At 73.1% G+C, this 16,797-nt stretch carries 14 protein-coding genes; all 14 read left to right on the top strand.

The genetic code is table 11. The features are described 5' to 3' along the window. Window positions 1-35 precede the first annotated feature (35 nt). The 14 genes from chrA (at window position 36) to K3554_RS12285 (ending at window position 16,764) form a co-directional block, all read left to right on the top strand. Complete coding sequence (gene chrA, locus K3554_RS12350; protein ID WP_259940661.1) at window positions 36-1,271, top strand: chromate efflux transporter; 1,236 nt, start codon at window positions 36-38, stop codon at window positions 1,269-1,271. 74 nt (window positions 1,272-1,345) lie between these two features. Beyond that, the gene (locus tag K3554_RS12345; protein WP_259940659.1) at window positions 1,346-2,512 is read left to right on the top strand and encodes a putative peptidoglycan glycosyltransferase FtsW; all 1,167 of its coding nucleotides are present in this window, start codon (window positions 1,346-1,348) and stop codon (window positions 2,510-2,512) included. Then, the gene (locus K3554_RS12340; RefSeq protein ID WP_259940657.1) at window positions 2,509-3,597 is read left to right on the top strand and encodes a glycosyltransferase; all 1,089 of its coding nucleotides are present in this window, start codon (window positions 2,509-2,511) and stop codon (window positions 3,595-3,597) included. Before K3554_RS12345 ends, K3554_RS12340 begins: the two co-directional genes overlap by 4 nt. Beyond that, window positions 3,594-5,003, top strand: coding sequence for a UDP-N-acetylmuramate--L-alanine ligase (murC, locus tag K3554_RS12335; protein ID WP_259940655.1), 1,410 nt, complete (start codon window positions 3,594-3,596; stop codon window positions 5,001-5,003). Before K3554_RS12340 ends, murC begins: the two co-directional genes overlap by 4 nt. Window positions 5,004-5,013: 10 nt before the next feature. Further along, on the top strand, window positions 5,014-5,256 hold the full coding sequence (locus tag K3554_RS12330) for a DUF2484 family protein (RefSeq protein ID WP_259940653.1): 243 nt from the start codon (window positions 5,014-5,016) through the stop codon (window positions 5,254-5,256). Next, window positions 5,253-6,176 (top strand): UDP-N-acetylmuramate dehydrogenase, encoded by a 924-nt coding sequence (murB, locus tag K3554_RS12325; RefSeq protein WP_259940652.1) that lies wholly within the window; start codon window positions 5,253-5,255, stop codon window positions 6,174-6,176. The genes K3554_RS12330 and murB overlap by 4 nt, the downstream gene beginning before the upstream one ends. A 72-nt stretch (window positions 6,177-6,248) precedes the next feature. Continuing rightward, the gene (locus K3554_RS12320) at window positions 6,249-7,154 is read left to right on the top strand and encodes a D-alanine--D-alanine ligase (protein WP_259940651.1); all 906 of its coding nucleotides are present in this window, start codon (window positions 6,249-6,251) and stop codon (window positions 7,152-7,154) included. Continuing rightward, window positions 7,142-8,032 (top strand): cell division protein FtsQ/DivIB, encoded by an 891-nt coding sequence (locus tag K3554_RS12315; RefSeq protein WP_259940650.1) that lies wholly within the window; start codon window positions 7,142-7,144, stop codon window positions 8,030-8,032. The genes K3554_RS12320 and K3554_RS12315 overlap by 13 nt, the downstream gene beginning before the upstream one ends. Then, a complete protein-coding gene (gene ftsA, locus K3554_RS12310) occupies window positions 8,029-9,357 on the top strand; it encodes a cell division protein FtsA (protein ID WP_259940649.1) in 1,329 nt (442 codons plus the stop codon). The genes K3554_RS12315 and ftsA overlap by 4 nt, the downstream gene beginning before the upstream one ends. A 137-nt stretch (window positions 9,358-9,494) precedes the next feature. Further along, window positions 9,495-11,096, top strand: coding sequence for a cell division protein FtsZ (gene ftsZ, locus K3554_RS12305; protein ID WP_259940648.1), 1,602 nt, complete (start codon window positions 9,495-9,497; stop codon window positions 11,094-11,096). A 315-nt stretch (window positions 11,097-11,411) separates the two neighbouring features. Continuing rightward, complete coding sequence (gene lpxC / locus K3554_RS12300; RefSeq protein ID WP_259940647.1) at window positions 11,412-12,326, top strand: UDP-3-O-acyl-N-acetylglucosamine deacetylase; 915 nt, start codon at window positions 11,412-11,414, stop codon at window positions 12,324-12,326. Between the two features lie 109 nt (window positions 12,327-12,435). Beyond that, on the top strand, window positions 12,436-13,260 hold the full coding sequence (locus tag K3554_RS12295; protein WP_259940646.1) for an outer membrane protein assembly factor BamD: 825 nt from the start codon (window positions 12,436-12,438) through the stop codon (window positions 13,258-13,260). Between the two features lie 104 nt (window positions 13,261-13,364). Continuing rightward, window positions 13,365-15,011 (top strand): DNA repair protein RecN, encoded by a 1,647-nt coding sequence (gene recN / locus K3554_RS12290; protein ID WP_259940645.1) that lies wholly within the window; start codon window positions 13,365-13,367, stop codon window positions 15,009-15,011. Between the two features lie 76 nt (window positions 15,012-15,087). Further along, on the top strand, window positions 15,088-16,764 hold the full coding sequence (locus K3554_RS12285; RefSeq protein ID WP_409197314.1) for a chloride channel protein: 1,677 nt from the start codon (window positions 15,088-15,090) through the stop codon (window positions 16,762-16,764). Window positions 16,765-16,797 lie beyond the last annotated feature (33 nt).

Genomic DNA, 16,797 nt, shown 5'->3' with positions numbered 1-16,797 from the left:
GTTCACGTAAGGAATGCGCCTGCCGGGACCGGCACGTGAGCCCGCCGCCCCCCTGGCCCGCGATGGTCGCGGCGTTCGGGCACATCGGGGTCGCCAGCTTCGGCGGGCCGGCCGCGCAGATCGCGGTGATGCGCCGCGAGCTGGTCGAGCGGCGCGGCTGGATCGACGACGCGACGTTCCTGCGGGGGCTGGGCTTCTGCACGCTCTTGCCGGGGCCCGAGGCGATGCAGCTAGCCACCTTCGCCGGATGGCGCATGCGGGGGTGGCGGGGCGGCGTGCTGGCGGGGCTCCTGTTCGTGCTGCCGGGGGCGGCGGTGATGATCGCGCTGTCGGCGCTCTACGTCGCCTTCGGCCGCGTCGAGGCGGTCGAGGCGGCGTTCCTCGGGGTGAAGGCCGCGGTGCTGGCGATCGTCGCCACGGCGCTGTGGAAGCTGCGGGTCCACGCCCTGTCGGGACCGCTCGCCGGGGCGGTGGCGGTGGGGGCCTTCACGGCGCTGCTGCTCGACGTCCCGTTCCCGGTGGTGATCGGCGCGGCGCTCGCCGTCGGCCTGCTGCGGCCCGCCGCCGCGGGCGAGGTTCCCGCGGCATCCGGCCCGGCGTATCCCATCCGCGCCACGCTGCGCACCGTGGCGGTCTGGCTCGCCGTGTGGTGGGCGCCGCTCCTGCCGGTGCTCCTATTCGCGCCCGGCACGCCGCCCGCCGAGGCGGCGGCCCTGTTCTCGTGGCTGGCCGCCGTCTCGTTCGGCGGGGCCTACGCGCTGCTGGCCGCGCTCGCGCAGTACGCCGTCGAGGGGCACGGCTGGCTCACGCCCGAGGCGATGATCGACGGCCTCGGGCTGGCCGAGACCACGCCGGGGCCGCTGGTGCTGGTGACGGTCTTCGCCGGTTGGCTCGGCGGCGCGGCGGCGGGCGGATGGCCCGTCGCGCTCGCCACCGCCGGGGTGACGCTGTGGGCCACGTTCGCGCCGTGCTTCCTGTGGATCTTCGCCGGCGCGCCGTACGTGGAACGGCTGGCCGACGCGCCGCGGATCGGTGCCGCCCTGGGCATCGTCACGGCCGCCGTGGCGGGCGTGATCGCGAGCCTCGCGGTGCGCTTCGGGGCGGCGGTGTTGCTCGGGGGCGACGGCCCGGGAGGGCTGGACGCGGGCGCCGCCATCCTCGCCGGAGCCGCGGCGGCGCTGCTGTGGAGCGGCCGGGCGCGCCTCCTGCCGACGCTCGGGACCTGCGCCGCCGGGGGCCTTGCGCTCCATCTCCTCGCGCCGGGGGGGTAGCGGGGCGAATCGCCATCCGCTACACTCGGGGGACAGACCCGGGACAACCCGGGCGGGCAGATGCGGGCAGTTCAATGACAGAGATCGCGCACGGGACCGTCGTGGCCCTGCCGGGCGAGGCCATCCTCTCGCGCTGGTGGCGCACCGTGGACAAGGTGGTGCTGGGGTGCCTCGTGGCGCTGTTCGCCGTGGGCATCCTGCTGGGGCTGGCCGCGAGCGTGCCGCTGGCCGAGCGCAACGGCCTGCCGCAGTTCCACTACGTGGAGCGACAGATCGTGTTCGGCGTCATGGCCTTCGCGGTGATGCTGGTGACCTCGATGATGCGCCCCTCGGTGGTCCGGCGCCTCGCCGTGGTCGCCTTCGCGATTACGCTTGCCGCGGTGATGCTGCTGCCCGTCGCGGGCACCGACTTCGGCAAGGGCGCGGTGCGCTGGTTCTCGTTCGGCTTCGCGAGCGTGCAGCCCTCGGAGTTCCTCAAGCCCTGCTTCGTGGTGGTGACCGCGTGGCTCATGGCCGCCTCCCACGTGCCGGGAGGCCCGCCGGGCAAGACCATCTCCGCCTGCATCACCCTCGTGATCCTGGCCTTCCTCGCCGCGCAGCCCGACTTCGGGCAGGCGATGCTTCACGTGATCGCCTGGTCCGCCGTCTACTTCGTGGCCGGCGCGCCGATCGTGCTGATCACCGCCGTGATCGTGTTCGTCGGGCTGGCCGGCATCGTGAGCTACCACAACTCCGAGCACTTCGCCCGCCGCATCGACGGCTTCCTCGACCCGGAGATCGATCCGCGCACGCAGATGGGCTACGCGACCAACGCCATCCGCGAGGGGGGCTTCTTCGGCGCGGGCGTGAACGAGGGCACCGTGAAGTGGACCCTGCCCGATGCCCACACCGACTTCATCATCGCCGTCGCCGCCGAGGAGTACGGCCTGCTGATGGTGCTGTTCGTCACCGCGCTCTTCGCGACGATCACGCTGCGCTCGCTGATGCGCCTGACGCGCGAGCGCGACATGTTCGCCCGGCTGGCGGGAACGGGGCTCACGGTGCTGATCGCCGCGCAGGCCTTCATCAACCTCGGGGTGGCGGTGCGCCTCCTGCCCGCCAAGGGCATGACGCTGCCCTTCGTCTCCTACGGGGGCTCGTCGCTGATCGCGATGGGGGGTCTGGCGGGGATGCTGCTGTGCTTCACGCGCCTTCGGCCGCAAAACGAGATCGGCGACGTGCTGCTGAGCAGCTCGCGATGAGCCGGCACCTCGTCATCGCCGCGGGCGGCACCGGCGGGCACATGTTCCCCGCCCAGAGCCTCGCCGAGGAGATGCTCGATCGCGGCTGGCGCGTGACCCTGTCGACCGACGAGCGCGGCGCGCGCTACAGCCGGGGCTTTCCCGACGACGTGCCGGTCGAGGTCGTGCCCGCGGCCACCTTCGCGCGGGGCGGGATGGCGGCGAAGGCGGCGGTGCCCCTGCGCCTCGCGAGCGGCACGTGGCGGGCCATGCGCAGCTTCCGCGGCGACCGGCCCGACGTGGTGGCAGGCTTCGGCGGCTACCCCTCGATCCCGGCGCTAGCGGCCGCCGCGCTGCTGAAGCTGCCCACCCTGATCCACGAGCAGAACGGCGTGCTGGGCCGGGTCAACCAGGTCTTTGCCCGGCGCGTCGACGTCGTGGCCTGCGGCACGTGGCCCACGGCGCTGCCGGAGGGCGTGGAGGGGCTGCACGTCGGCAACCCGGTGCGCAGCGCGATTCGGGCGCGCGAGAACGCGCCCTACATCGCGCCCGGCGACCTTCCCATGACGGTGCTCGTGACCGGCGGCAGCCAGGGCGCGCGCATCCTCTCGGACGTCGTGCCCGAGGCGATGCGCCTCCTGCCCGACGAGACGCGGCGCAACCTGCGCGTCGCCCACCAGGCCCGCCCCGAGGACGTCGCGCGCGTCGAGACCGCCTACGCCGAGATCGGGATGCGCGCCGAGGTGGTGGAGTTCTTCGACGACATGCCGCGCCGCATGGCCGACGCGCAGCTCGTGATCGCGCGCTCGGGCGCCTCCACGGTGGCCGACCTCGCGATGATCGGGCGCCCCTCGATCCTCGTGCCCCTGGCCGCCGCGATCCGCGACGAGCAGACCGCCAACGCCCGCGCGCTGGTGGAGGCGGGGGCGGCGATCCTGGTGCCCGAGCGGCGGATGACGCCCGCCATCCTGGCGGAGCAGGTCGGGCTGATCCTCGCCGACGGCGACGGCGCCTCGCGCATGGCGCGCGCCGCCCATTCCGTCGCGGTGGTCGATGCGGTAGGGCGCTTGGCGGATTTGTGCGAGCAACTGGCGGAGAGATCATGAACCGAACCAAGCTTCCCAGCCAGACCGGCCCGATCCACTTCGTGGGCATCGGCGGCATCGGAATGTCGGGCATCGCCGAGGTGCTGCTCGGGCAGGGCTTCGCCGTGCAGGGTTCGGACCTGAAGCGCTCCAAGATAACCGACCGCCTCGGCGAGAAGGGGGCGCGGGTGTTCATCGGCCAGGACGCTGCCAACCTCGACGGCGCCGAGGTCGTGGTGATCTCCTCGGCGATCAAGCCCGGCAACCCGGAGCTGGACGCGGCGCGCGCCCGCGGCCTGCCCGTGGTGCGCCGCGCCGAGATGCTGGCCGAGCTGATGCGCCTGAAGTCCAACGTCGCCGTGGCCGGCACCCACGGCAAAACCACCACCACGACGATGGTCTCGGCGCTGCTCGACGCGGGCAAGCTCGATCCCACGGTCATCAACGGCGGCATCATCCACGCCTACGGGTCCAACGCCCGCGAGGGCGGGGGCGAGTGGATGGTGGTCGAGGCCGACGAGTCCGACGGCACCTTCAACCGCCTGCCGGCCACCATCGCCATCGTCACCAACATCGACCCCGAGCACATGGAGCACTGGGGCGACATCGAGAACCTGCGCCGGGGCTTCACTGACTTCGTGTCGAACATTCCGTTCTACGGCCTGGCCGTGCTGTGCACCGACCACGCCGAGGTCCGCGCCCTCGTGCGCCGCGTCTCGGACCGCCGGGTCGTGACCTACGGGTTCAATGCCCAGGCCGACATCCGCGCCGTGAACCTGCACTACGAGGCGGGCATCGCGCGGTTCGACATAGCGCTGCAGGCCGAGGACGCGGTGATCGAGGGCTGCTCGCTGCCTATGCCGGGCGACCACAACGTCTCGAACGCGCTGGCCGCCGTGGCCGTGGCGCGCGAGCTGGGCGTGGCGCGCGACGTGATCCGCGAGGGGCTGGCGAGCTTCGGCGGGGTGGGGCGGCGCTTCACCCGCGTGGGCGAATGGCGCGGCGTGCCGATCATCGACGACTACGGCCACCATCCGGTGGAGATCGCCGCCGTGCTGAAGGCCGCGCGGCAGGCCATCGGCGACGGGGGCCGGGTGATCGCGGTGCACCAGCCGCACCGCTACTCGCGCCTCTCCACCCTCTTCGACGACTTCTGCGGCTGCTTCGCGGAGGCCGACGTGGTGGGCATCGCCCCGGTCTACGCGGCAGGCGAGGAGCCCATCGAGGGCGCCGACCAGGCGAGCCTCGTCGCCGGGCTGATCGGAACCGGTCACCGCCACGCCCGCGCGGTCGACGGCGAGGACGACCTCGAGCGCCTCGTGCGCGAGCAGGCGCGCCCCGGCGACATCGTGATCTGCCTCGGCGCCGGCACCATCTCGGCCTGGGCCACCGGCTTGGCCGATCGGCTCGCCAGGGTCGCCGCCTGAGCGGCCGCCCGTGGCCCTCGCCGCGCTCTGCCTCTGGGTCGTGCTGGCCTGGGTGCTGCAGTCGGTTCTGACCGCGCGGCAGTCCTGGCCCGCGGCCTACGGCCTCGTCGCGCTGCTCGTGCCGCTGATCGCATGGCTCGGCGCCGAGGCGGGGGCGGGCGGGGCGCTCGCCGGCCTCGCCGTCGCCGCTCTGGTGCTGCGCTGGCCGCTGCGCTACGGGCTGCGCTGGCTCAGGCGGAGGATCATCGGATGACCTACCCCGAGGTGCGCGGCACCCTGACCGAGGGGCGCGATCTGGCGTCGCTGACCTGGCTGCGCGTGGGCGGGCCGGCCGACGCGCTGTTCCAGCCGGCGGACCGCGCCGACCTCCAGGACTTCCTCGCCGCGCTGCCCCCGGAGGTGGACGTCTTCCCCATGGGCGTCGGCTCGAACCTCATCGTGCGCGACGGCGGCATCCGCGCCGTGGTGATCCGGCTGGGCCGCGGCTTCAACGAAATCGCCATCGACGACGGCCTCGTCCACGCCGGCGCCGCCGCGCTCGACGCCCATGTGGCGCGCCGCTGCGCGGGCGTGGGCCGCGACCTGACCTTCCTGCGCACCATCCCCGGCTCGATCGGCGGCGCGGTGCGGATGAACGCGGGATGCTACGGCGCCTACGTCTCTGACGTGCTGGTCGAGGTGGAGGCCGTCATGCGGGCGGGCGCCGCGGTGACGATCCCCGCCGCCGATCTGGATCTGCGCTACCGGTCCTCCGCGCTGCCCGACGGCTGCGTGATCACGCGAGCCACGTTCCGCCCGCCCGAGGACGACCCGGAGGCTCTGGAGCGGCGCATGCAGGAGCAGCTCGCCCGGCGCGACGCCTCGCAGCCCACGAAGGAGCGCAGCGCCGGCTCGACGTTCCGCAACCCGGCGGGCCACAGCTCCACGGGCCGGGCCGACGACGTGCACGATCTCAAGGCGTGGAAGGTGATCGACGACGCCGGCATGCGCGGCGCCCGCCACGGCGGCGCGGTGATGAGCGAGAAGCACCCCAACTTCCTCGTCAACGATGGTGGCGCCACGGCATCGGACCTCGAGACGTTGGGGGAAGAGGTCCGGAAAAGGGTTTTCCACAAGGCGGGAATACGCCTAGAGTGGGAAATCAGACGGGTCGGAGAACCCGCAAAGCCCTAGGCGGTCCAGCAGAGACCGCGGGCAGGTGACAAGGGGCCCACGAAGGCTCCGGGCAGAGGCGGTAGAACGGGCATGGCGGGCGAATCCCCCCAGCATATCGTCGTCCTCATGGGCGGCTGGTCGTCGGAGCGCGAGGTGTCGCTGTCGACGGGACGCGGCTGCGCTTCGGCGCTGCGCGGCGAGGGCTTCCGCGTCACCGAGGTCGATGCGGACCGGGACCTCGCCGCGCGCCTCGCCGAGCTGCGTCCCGACGTGTGCTTCAACGCGCTCCACGGCCGCTGGGGCGAGGACGGCACGGTGCAGGGCCTGCTGGACTGGATGGGCCTGCGCTACACCCATTCCGGCGTGCTGGCCTCTGCGCTGGCCATGGACAAGACCCGCACCAAGGACGTGCTGGCCGCGGCCGGACTGCCGGTCGCCCGGAGCGTGATCGTCCCCCGCGCGGAGGCGCAGGCGCGCCACGTGCTGCCGCCGCCCTACGTGGTCAAGCCCAACGACGAGGGCTCCTCGGTGGGCATCTACATCGTCGCCGAGGGTGCGAACAGGCCGCCCGCGCTGGCCGACACCATGCCGGACAGCGTGATGGTGGAGGCCTACGTCGCGGGCCGCGAGCTGACCTGCACCGTGCTGCGCGACCGCGCCCTAGCGGTGACCGAGATCGTCACCGACGGCTGGTACGACTACGAGGCGAAGTACGCCGAGGGCGGCTCGCGTCACGTGATCCCGGCCGAGATCCCCGCGGACGTGGCCGAGGCCTGCCGCGACTTCGCGCTGCGCGCCCATGCCGCGCTGGGCTGCCGCTCCGTCAGCCGCACCGACTTCCGCTGGGACGAGGGCGGCGCGGGCCTCGTGATCCTGGAGACCAACACCCAGCCCGGCATGACGCCGACCTCGCTGACCCCCGAGCAGGCCGCCGAGGCCGGCATCTCCTTCGGCGCGCTCTGCCGGATGCTGGTGGAGGACGCATGGCACGGGTGAGGGGCGCGGGCGATCCGGCGCCGTCGAAATGGTCCTACCGGCTGGAGCGGCTCTGGCTCACGCCGCTGTTCCGCGCGCTGATCCGTACCGGCATCCCGTCGTTCGGCTTCGTCTTCCTGTTCACATGGTACGTGAACGACGAGACCCGCATCGAGGCCATCGCCCAGGGCTGGACCGACGCCGTGAACGCCGTGCAGGACCGGCCCGAGTTCATGGTCGGGCTCCTGCGGATCGAGGGCGCCTCCGAGCAGCTCCAGGCGGACATCGGCGAGGCGCTGCCCATCGAGCTGCCCCTGAGCCAGTGGAAGATCGACACCGCCCAGGTGCGCGCCGCGCTCGAGCAGCTCGACCCGGTGCGACAGGCCGAGGTGCGGGTGCGGGCGGGCGGGGTGCTGCTGCTGCGCGTCACCGAGCGCACGCCTGCCGTCGCCTGGATCACGGAGCAGGGCGTTGACGTGCTCGACGCCACCGGAACGCGCGTCGCCACGCTCGAGGACGTCTCCTCGGCCGGCGCGCTGCCCCTCATCGCGGGCGAGGGCGCGGGCGACCACGTGCCCGAGGCCCTGGCGCTGATCGAGGCGGCCCGCCCGGTGCAGGACCGCTTCGTCGGGCTGGTGCGCGTCGGCGGGCGCCGCTGGGACGTCAAGATGACCGGCGGGCAGCGCATCCTCCTGCCCGAGGCCGCGCCCGCCGAGGCGCTGGACCGGGCGCTGGCCATGCACGCCGCGAAGGACGTGCTCGGCCGCGACGTCGCCGCGCTGGACCTGCGCCTGCGCCACCGCCCCACGCTGCGGCTCTCGGCCGCCGCACGCACCGAACTCGTGCGCCTCCAGGAGCTGGAGCGCCTGAGCTACGACACCGAGGGAGATCAGGAATGAGCCGACTGTACCATGCCCAGCGCGCCATGCGGCGCAAGCGCATGGCCGCACTGCAGCGAGGCGTGATCGCCATCCTCGACGTCGGCACCTACAAGACCGCCTGCCTCGTGCTGCGCTTCGAGGAGAACACGCCCCAGGGCGAGGGCGTGGGTCACATGGCGGGGCAGTCGAACTTCCGCGTGATCGGCGCCACCACCACCCGCTCGCGCGGGGTCGCCATGGGCGAGGTCGACTCCATGCCCGAGACCGAGCGCGCCATCCGCACCGCGGTGCAGGGCGCGCAGAAGATGGCCGGCGTGCGCGTGGATCACGTGATCGCCTGCTTCTCGGGCGGACGCCCCGGCTCCTACGGTCTGTCGGGCGAGGTGATGCTGGAGCATGGGCCTTGCACGGTTCACGACGTGGGCCGCGTGCTCGCCTCGATCGACACGCCTGACCTCGGACCGGGCCGCGAGGTGCTCCACGCGCAGCCCGTGAACTTCGGCCTCGACCACCGCACCACCCTGCGCGATCCGCGCGGCCAGACCGGCGAGATGCTCCGCGCCGACATGCACCTGCTGTCGGTCGACGACCACGCGATCGAGAACCTCCTGACCTGCCTGCACCGCTGCGACCTGGAGGTCGCGGGCCTCGCCTCCGCGCCGTATGCGGCCGCGACCTCGGCGCTGGTCGAGGACGAGAAGGAACTGGGCGCCGCCTGCATCGACCTCGGCGGGGGCACCACCGGCGTGTCGATCTTCTGCCGTCGCCACATGGTCTATGCGGACACCGTCCGCATGGGCGGCGAGCACGTCACCTCCGACATCAGCCAGGGCCTGCGCGTGCCGCGCGAGATGGCCGAGAGCATCAAGTGCCGCTTCGGCGGGGTCCACGCGACCGGCGTGGATGATCGCGAGGTCATCCCTCTGGAGGCCGAGACCGGCGACTGGCACCACGACCGTCGCTCGGTCACCCGCACGGAGCTGATCGGCATCATCCGCCCCCGGGTCGAGGAGATCCTCGAGGAGGCGCGCATGCGGCTCGACCGCGCGGGCTTCGGATCGCTGCCCGGCCAGCGCATCGTGCTCACCGGGGGGGCGAGTCAGCTGCCCGGGCTCGACGGGCTGGCCGCGCGCATCTTCGGCAACCAGGTGCGCCTCGGCCGCCCGCTGCGGGTCCAGGGCCTGCCCGAGGCCGCCAAGGGGCCGGCCTTCGCCGCCGCCGTGGGCCTTTGCATGCAGGGCGCCGAGCCGCAGGACGAGTTCTGGGACTTCGACGCGCAACCCGCACGCCACTCCCACCGGAGTCTTCGCCGCGCAGTGCGGTGGTTTCGCGACAACTGGTGAGGTTTTCGCAACACAGCGATTCGTTCCGGGGTGACGCGCCGCCTTAGGCGGGTTACGGTCTGGGGATAACAACGCGGAAAAGCGGTTAGGCAGTTGGACGCTAGGCGGTGTCCGGGACAACACAGGTGGATCGAGCGATGACATTGAACCTCTCCATGCCGGGCGGCGCGCCCGAGCACGACTTGCGTCCGCGCATCACGGTCTTCGGCGTCGGCGGCGCCGGCGGGAACGCGGTCAACAACATGATCGAGAAGGACCTGGAGGGGGTCGAGTTCGTCTGCGCGAACACCGATGCCCAGGCCCTGCAGCAGAACAAGGCGCCCGCGCGCATCCAGCTCGGCGTCCGCGTGACCGAGGGCCTCGGCGCGGGCGCCCGTCCGTCGGTCGGCGCCTCCGCCGCCGAGGAGACCATCGAGGAGATCGTGGACCGCCTCGCCGGCGCCCACATGTGCTTCATCACCGCCGGCATGGGCGGCGGCACCGGCACCGGCGCCGCGCCGATCATCGCCCAGGCCGCCCGCGAGCTGGGCATCCTCACCGTGGGCGTCGTGACCAAGCCGTTCGCCTTCGAGGGCTCCAAGCGCATGCGCCAGGCCGAGGAGGGCGTCGAGGCGCTCCAGAAGGTCGTGGACACCCTCATCATCATCCCGAACCAGAACCTGTTCCGCCTCGCCAACGAGCGCACCACCTTCACCGAGGCGTTCAGCCTCGCCGACGACGTGCTCTACCAGGGCGTGAAGGGCGTGACCGACCTCATGGTCCGGCCCGGCATGATCAACCTCGACTTCGCCGACGTGCGCTCGGTGATGGACGAGATGGGCAAGGCCATGATGGGCACCGGCGAGGCCGAGGGCGAGGACCGCGCCGTGCAGGCCGCCGAGAAGGCCATCGCCAACCCGCTGCTCGACGAGCTGTCGCTCAAGGGCGCGCAGGGCGTGCTGATCAACATCACCGGCGGCTACGACCTCACCCTCTTCGAGATGGACGAGGCCGCCAACGCCATCCGCGAGCAGGTCGACGAGGACGCCAACATCATCGTCGGCTCCACGCTCGATCCGTCGATGGAAGGCGTGATGCGCGTGTCCGTGGTCGCCACCGGCATCGACGCCGTGGCCTCCTCCGAGATGCCGCTGCCGCGCCGCCGCCTCGCCGGGTCCGCCGCGCCCGTCGCCGCCCCGGTGGCCGTCGAGGAGCCCGAGCCGGCCCCCGCGCCGATGCCCGCCGCGCCGCGCCCGATGGTCGAGGCCGGCCGCACGATGACCGCCCCCGAGGCGGTCGCCCCGGCCGCCGCCGGCGCCCCGGCCTCGTTCTTCGACGCGATGGAGGCCCAGCACGCCGCCGAGGAGGAAGCCACCGCGGCGTCCTTCTTCGACCGCGAGCCCCGCAGCGCCCCGGCCGAGGCTGCCGAGGCGCCCGCGCCCGCGCCGCAGGCCCCCGTGGCCGCGCCCCGGGCCGGCGTGCCCACCGCCGAGGCCATGGACCGCCTGCGCGCGGCCGTGCAGAAGGGCGAGGCGCGCGGCGACGCGCCCCGCGCCCCGGCAGCGCCCGAGGCCGCCCATCGCGGGCAGGACCCGGCGCGCTTCGGCATCGGCAGCCTCATCAACCGCATGACCGGCGCGCCCGATCACGGGCACGCGGCGCACCAGCCCGCCGCGCCGGCCCCCCGCGCGCCCGAATCGCGCGACGGCGACGAGGAGCGGATCGAGATCCCCGCCTTCCTGCGCCGCCAGGCGAACTGACGGCAGACGCGTTCTCCCTCGCGTCGCACGGCGGCGGCCTCCGGATCGGAGGCCGCCGCTTCGCGTTTCGGCCCATTCGCGCGTTCACGAATTGACCGGCGTCCGGCGGGACGCGCCGGCGCGTGTTGCCCGGCAAACCCCTTGATCCATTGGCGGAATCGGCCGTCGCGCCTTCGTACGCGCGATCTGGCCGAAGCGCCGGGCGCCAACGTTTCAACCCGTAACCGAGGTTGAATTGAGTGGAATGCCCCCTGCGCCTACCTGACCCTTGCAGCGACCCGGCGGGACGCTCGCACCCTACGGGAAGGCAGCACCATGCAGACCACGGTCAACGCTCCGATCCATCTCTCCGGCACCGGCCTCCACACCGGCCGCCCGGCGCGTCTGTCGATTCATCCCGCGGGTGCCCACCACGGCATCTGGTTCCGCCGCTCCGACATGTCGGGCAACACGATGATCCCCGCGCGCCACGACGCGGTGGTCCGCTCGCCGCTCTGCACGCTGCTCGTGAACGAGGCCGGCGTTTCGGTCTCCACCGTGGAGCACGTCATGGCCGCCCTCGCGGGCTGCGGCGTCCTCAACGCCATCGTCGAGGTCGACGGCCCCGAGGTTCCCATCCTCGACGGCTCTGCGGTCGGGTTCGTGCGCGCGATCCTCGCCGTTGGCGTCCGCCGCCTCGCGGCCCCGGTCCACGCCATCGAGGTGCTGCGCCGCGTGGCCGTGCACGAGAACGGCGCCTCCGCTGCGCTCATGCCCGCCGACGAGCTGGAGATCGACTTCTCGATCGACTTCGCGGACCGCGCCATCGGCCACCAGCACAAGGTGCTGCGCCTGTCGAACGGCACCTTCGTGCGCGAGCTGTGCGACAGCCGCACCTTCTGCCGCCAGGCCGACGTGGACGCCATGCGCGCCGCCGGCAAGGCGCTCGGCGGCACGCTGGCCAACGCGGTGGTGGTGGACGGCGACCGCGTCCTCAACCCCGGCGGCCTGCGCCACGGCGACGAGGCGGTGCGCCATAAGATGCTCGACGCCCTGGGCGACCTCGCGCTCGCCGGCGCGCCGATCCTCGGCCGCTACGAGGGCATCCGCGCGGGCCACGCCATGACCAACAAGCTGCTCCACGCCCTGTTCGCCGACCCGCTGGCCTACCGCATCCGCACGCTCTCGACCGAGGAATGCCGCATCCTTCCGGGCGCCGGGCTGGAGCACGACCGCTTCGCCCACGTCTGACGGGCATCAATCGGCCCCGGCCTTCGCGGACGTGACGCCACCCCGCTTCACACCCCCGGCGGGCGGGGCTAGGGTGCGCGCCGGGACGGACGGACGGGGGCCGGGACGCATGGCAACGATCAAGCTCGCCGCGGCGGGACTCGCGCTCGCCGCGCTCGCCGGATGCGGCGGCGGAGACGCCGACGTCGCGCTCGAGGACACCGCGCCCGACGTGATCTTCGTGCGCGCCGAGGCCGAGCTCGCACAGAACGACCCCGAGGGCGCGGCGCAGCTCTTCTCGGAAGTGGAGCGCCTCTATCCCTACTCGGACTTCGCCCGGCGCGCGCTGATCATGCAGGCCTTCGCCTACCACGAGGCGCGCGATTATGAGAGCGCCCGCGCCGCCGCCCAGCGCTTCCTCGACTTCTATCCCGCCGACGGGGACGCAGCCTACGCGCAGTACCTGCTCGCGCTCAGCTACTACGACCAGATAGACCTCGTCGGCCGCGACCAGGGCCTGACCTTCCAGGCGCTCCAGGGCCTGCGCGAGGTGATCGAGCGCTACCCGGACTCGGAATACGCCCGCTCGGCGATGCTGAAGTTCGACCTCGCCTTCGACCACCTCGCGGCGAAGGAGATGGAGATCGGGCGCTACTACCTGAAGCGCGGCCACCACGCGGCCGCCATCAACCGCTTCCGCGCCGTGGTCGAGGAGTTCGAGACGACCTCGCACACCCCCGAGGCGCTGATGCGGCTGGTGGAGGCGTACCTGTCGCTCGGCCTGAACGCCGAGGCGCAGACCGCGGGCGCGATCCTCGGCCACAACTTCCGCGGCTCGCCATTCTACCAGGACGCCTACGGGCAGCTCACCGGACGCGGGCTGCCGCTCGAGGCGCGCGGCTCGAACTGGCTGGCGGAGATCTATCGGCAGACCATCGCCGGCAACTGGCTCTAGCGGGGGGCCTATCGCCCCCGCCCGTGCATCCGCGCTCGCTTTCCGGGGCGCACGGATGCGCTCGGCGCTGGCAGCGGTGCCGCCGCGCCGCTATGTGGATGCCGATGCTCCGCTCCCTCGACATACGCGACATGCTCATCATCGACCGGCTCTCGCTGGAGCTCGGTCCAGGCCTCAACGTGCTCACGGGCGAGACCGGTGCGGGCAAGTCGATCCTTCTGGATTCGCTCGGCTTCGTGCTGGGCTGGCGGGGCCGTGCGGCCCTCGTGCGCGCTGGCGCCGCGCAGGGCGAGGTGACGGCGGGCTTCGACCTGCCCGAGGGCCACGCGGCGCGCGCGGTGTTGGCCGAGGCGGGCATCGAGGCCGAGGACGGCGAGCTGCTGCTGCGCCGGGTGAACACCGCCGAGGGACGCAAGACCGCCTGGGTCAACGGCACCCGCGTCACCGGCGAGGTGCTACGCCAGCTTTCCGACACGCTGCTGGAGCTGCACGGCCAGCACGACGATCGCGGGCTGCTCGATGCGGCTGGCCACCGCGCGCTGCTCGACGCCTTCGCGGGCGTGGACCTCGCTTCGGTGCGCGCCGCCTGGGCCGAGCTGTCCGCCGCCCGCAAGGCGCTCCGGGCCGCGCAGGCGCAGGTCGAGGCGACCCGCTCCGAGGAGGAGTTCCTGCGCCACGCGGTGGACGAGCTGGACGCGCTCGCCCCCGAGCCGGGCGAGGAGGGCACGCTCGATGCCCGTCGCCGCCTGATGCAGGGCGCCGAGAAGATCCGCGGCGACGTCGCGCGCGCGCTGGAGGCCATCGGCGGCAACGGGGCCGAGGGGCGCATGGTGGACGCCCTGCGCTGGATGGAGGGGGCAGGGGAGGCCGCCGACAGCCTCGCCCCGGCGATTGCCGCTCTGGAGCGCGCGCTCAACGAGCTGGGCGAGGCGCAAGCGGGCGTTGAGTCGACGCTCGATGCGCTCGACTTCGATCCCTCGGAGCTGGAGCGCACCGAGGAGAGGCTGTTCGCCATGCGCGGGCTCGCGCGCAAGCACGGCGTGGCCCCCGACGATCTCGCCGCGCTGGTTGAGGATCTGCGCGGGAAGCTCGACCTGCTCGATTCGTCGGGACCGGGGATGCGCAAGCTCTCCGAGGCGGTGGCCGCGGCCGAGGCGCGCTACGACGCCGCCGCCAGCGCGCTGACCGAGGCGCGTCGCGAGGCGGCGGGCCGGCTGGATGCGGCGATGGCCGGCGAGCTGGGGCCACTCAAGATGGAGCGCGCCGTCTTCGTCACGCGCGTCGCCCCCGGCACGCCCGGCCCCGAGGGGCGCGACGAGGTGGCCTTCGAGGTCGCCACCAACCCCGGCGCGCCCGCGGGCAAGCTCGACAAGATCGCGTCGGGGGGCGAGCTGTCGCGCTTCCTCCTGGCCCTGAAGGTCTGCCTCACGGGCGGCGACCGCTCCATGACGCTGATCTTCGACGAGATCGACCGCGGCGTCGGCGGCGCCACCGCCGACGCCGTGGGCCGCCGGCTCAAGGCGCTGGCCGAGGGCGGGCAGGTTCTGGTCGTGACCCACTCGCCGCAGGTGGCCGCATTGGGTGCGCGGCACTGGCGCGTCGAGAAGCGGGTGGAGGGCGAGGTGACCCTCAGCCGCGTGGTGCCCGTGGACCGGGCCGACCGCGTCGACGAGCTGGCGCGGATGCTGGCTGGCGACACGGTCACGGACGCCGCGCGCGCCGCCGCGCGCGCCCTGCTGCGCGCCGCCTGAGGTCCCGTCCCTGCGGGGGCGCCTTGTTCCCGCCCCGGCGCGCTCCTAGCATCGCCCGCGACCCGCGAGGCACCCCGTGACCGACCGCCCCGATTCCCAGCCCATCGCCGCGCGCATCTCGGCGCGGCTCCACCGCGCGTGGGCGGTGGTGCTGGAGAAGGGGCCGAGCCAGGTCCAGTTCTGGTTCATCGCCCTCGCGATCGGGGTCGCCTCGGGCTACATGGCCGTGGGCTTCATGCTTTCGATCGCCGCGCTCCAGTCGCTGTTCTACGGCTCCGGCGACGTGCGTGGCCTCCATAGCTTCGCCGAGACGATGCCGTGGTGGTGGGTGCTCACGTTGCCCTGCATGGGCGGTCTCGCGGTCGGCTTCATCCTCCAGCGCTTCACGCCCGACGCCCGCGTGCGCGGCGTGGCCGAGGTGATCGAGGCCGCCGCCCTGCGCGAGGGCCGGGTGGAGCGCCGCGCCGGCCTCGCCTCGATCGCCGCCTCGCTCATCACCTTGGGCTCCGGCGGATCCTCGGGGCGGGAGGGCCCCGTCGTCCACATGGTGGGACTGATCGCGGGTTGGGTCTCGAACCGCATCAACGCCGGCGGCGTGACCGGGCGCGAGCTTCTGGGCTGCGCCGTGGCCGCCGGCGTCGCCGCCTCGTTCAACGCGCCCCTCGCTGGCGCGCTCTTCGCGCTGGAGGTGGTGCTGCGGCACTTCGCCGTGCACGCCTTCGCGCCCATCACCATCGCCGCCGCCGCGGGGTCGGTGGTCAGCCGCGTCCACTTCGGCGACGTCACCGAGTTCGTGCTGCCCTCGACCTCGCACCTCGCGTTCTACGCCGAACTGCCGGCCTTCGTGCTCTTGGGTCTGACCTGCGGCGTGGTGGGCTACGCGCTCATGCGCTCGATCTTCCTGGCCGAGGATGTCGGAAGCTGGATCCAGCGCCGCCTGCGCCTGCCGGTGATCCTGCGGCCCGCCCTCGCGGGGCTGATGCTGGGGGCCATCGCCATCGCCTTCCCGCACATCATCGGCGTCGGCTACGAGACCACCTCGGCCGCGCTGTCGGGTACGCTGCTGCTGCACGAGGCCATCGTGTTCGCGGTCGTCAAGGTCGCCGCGGTGTCGATCACCGTGGGCGGACGCATGGGCGGGGGCGTGTTCTCGCCCGCGCTGATGACCGGGGCGCTCACGGGCCTCGCCTTCGGCATGATTGCGACCGCGGTGTTCCCCGAGGTGTCCGGCGCCGAGACGCTCTACGCGCTGGCCGGCATGGGCGCCGTGGCCGCCGCCGTGCTGGGCGCGCCGATCTCGACCACGCTGATCGTGTTCGAGCTGACGGGCGACTGGCAGACCGGCCTCGCCGTCATGGTCACGGTGTCGATCGCCTCCACGCTGGCCTCGCGGCTTGTGGCGCGCAGCTTCTTCCTCACGCAGCTCGAGCGGCGGGGCATCCACCTTGCCGACGGGCCGCAGCGCTACCTGCTCGCGACGATCCGCGTCTCGGCGGTGATGAAGGCCCCCGAGCACCCCCAGGCGCCCGGTTCAGAGCGGGTCCGCGCGGCGGTGCACGAGGCGCTGTTCGTCGGCGCCTCCGACACGCTGGAGCGGGCCATGCCGCTGTTCGAGCGGGGTGGCACGGATTTCCTTCCGGTGGTGCGCCTGCGCGACGACGGACCCGAGGTGGTGGGGGTGCTGCTGTTCGTGGACGCCCTGCGGGTCTTCAACCGGGCGCTCTCTGCGACCGCGGCCGAGGAGCACGCCTGACCCGGCACGCGTCCCCGCCCCGCGGCGGCGGCC

Source organism: Jannaschia sp. W003, from assembly GCF_025144335.1.
In the GTDB taxonomy this organism is placed as follows: domain Bacteria; phylum Pseudomonadota; class Alphaproteobacteria; order Rhodobacterales; family Rhodobacteraceae; genus Jannaschia.
Note: the sequence above shows the minus strand (reverse complement) of the source record. Positions and strands in the feature narration are given on the sequence as shown.